This is a genomic window from Rahnella sp. P4_A8 (assembly GCF_056402435.1).
The window spans coordinates 1-1,369 of sequence record NZ_JBFUHK010000234.1; the positions used below are offsets into that span (position 1 = coordinate 1).

The following is a 1,369-nucleotide window of genomic DNA, read 5'->3' on the forward strand; positions in this document are numbered from 1 at the left end:
ACCGTCCACAGTTCTACTTCCGTACAACTGACGTGACCGGTACTATCGAACTGCCAGAAGGCGTTGAGATGGTTATGCCTGGTGACAACGTGAACATGGTTGTTACCCTGATCCACCCAATCGCGATGGATGACGGTCTGCGTTTCGCAATCCGTGAAGGCGGCCGTACTGTAGGTGCTGGTGTTGTTGCTAAAGTTATCGCTTAATCGCTGATAGTTTTTTGTCACTATTCGTTGACGTAATACACACTAAAAGGGCATCATTTGATGCCCTTTTTTCTACGCTGTGGCGCTAGAACCTATCTCATCAGCGATTTATACGTCATAATCACTGGTGAGATAGGCTCTGAGATATAGCGTAAAACACCGAATTGCGCTCAAGTAGAGCATCGATCGGTTTGGTTTGCCTCGCAATGCGAGGCAAAGTTGTTTGTTCTGAATCATTGTGACGGGTTGGTTTATGAGTGCGAATACCGAGGCTCAAGGGAGCGGGCGCGGCCTGGAAGCGGTAAAGTGGCTGATTGTTGCCGTTTTGTTGGTTGTAGCTATTGTCGGTAACTATTATTACCGTGCATACAGCCTGCCGTTACGCGCGTTAGCCGTAGTTGTTATTATCGCAATTGCAGGCGCAGTGGCTTTACTGACCACTAAAGGCAAAGCGACGGTCGCGTTTGCTCGTGAAGCGCGTACTGAAGTACGTAAAGTCATTTGGCCAACGCGCCAGGAAACATTGCATACCACACTGATCGTTGCTGCGGTAACTGCCGTTATGTCACTGATTCTGTGGGGGCTGGATGGTATTTTAGTCCGCCTGGTATCTTTCATTACTGGCTTGAGGTTCTAATGTCTGAAGCACCTAAAAAACGTTGGTACGTCGTTCAGGCGTTTTCTGGCTTTGAAGGCCGCGTAGCACAATCGCTGCGTGAGCACATCAAATTACATGACATGGAAGAACTGTTTGGTGAAGTCATGGTTCCAACCGAAGAAGTGGTTGAGATTCGTGGTGGCCTGCGCCGTAAAAGCGAACGTAAATTCTTCCCAGGTTATGTGCTGGTACAGATGGTGATGAATGACGCCAGCTGGCACTTAGTTCGCAGCGTTCCTCGTGTTATGGGCTTCATTGGCGGAACGTCAGATCGTCCTGCACCAATCAGCGATAAAGAAGTTGATGCGATCATGAATCGCCTGCAACAAGTGGGTGATAAACCACGTCCTAAAACGTTGTTCGAACCAGGTGAACTGGTACGTGTTAATGACGGTCCGTTTGCGGACTTCAATGGTGTGGTCGAAGAAGTTGATTACGAGAAAAGCCGCCTGAAAGTGTCTGTTTCCATTTTTGGCCGTGCAACACCGGTTGAACTGGACTTCGG

Annotated in this window: 3 protein-coding genes; all 3 read left to right on the forward strand. The window is 48.8% G+C overall.

Translation table 11 applies throughout. From position 1 onward, the window contains the following. A partial coding sequence (locus AC1DUO_RS25010; RefSeq protein ID WP_462509540.1) for an EF-Tu C-terminal domain-related protein occupies window positions 1-206 on the forward strand: 206 nt, incomplete at its 5' end. Window positions 207-459: 253 nt separating this feature from the next. Then, window positions 460-843, forward strand: a complete 384-nt coding sequence (gene secE / locus AC1DUO_RS25015; protein WP_013577415.1) for a preprotein translocase subunit SecE — start codon at window positions 460-462, stop codon at window positions 841-843. Continuing rightward, on the forward strand, window positions 843-1,369 hold a 527-nt coding region (gene nusG, locus AC1DUO_RS25020), incomplete at its 3' end, for a transcription termination/antitermination protein NusG (RefSeq protein WP_477989382.1). The genes secE and nusG, both read left to right, overlap by 1 nt.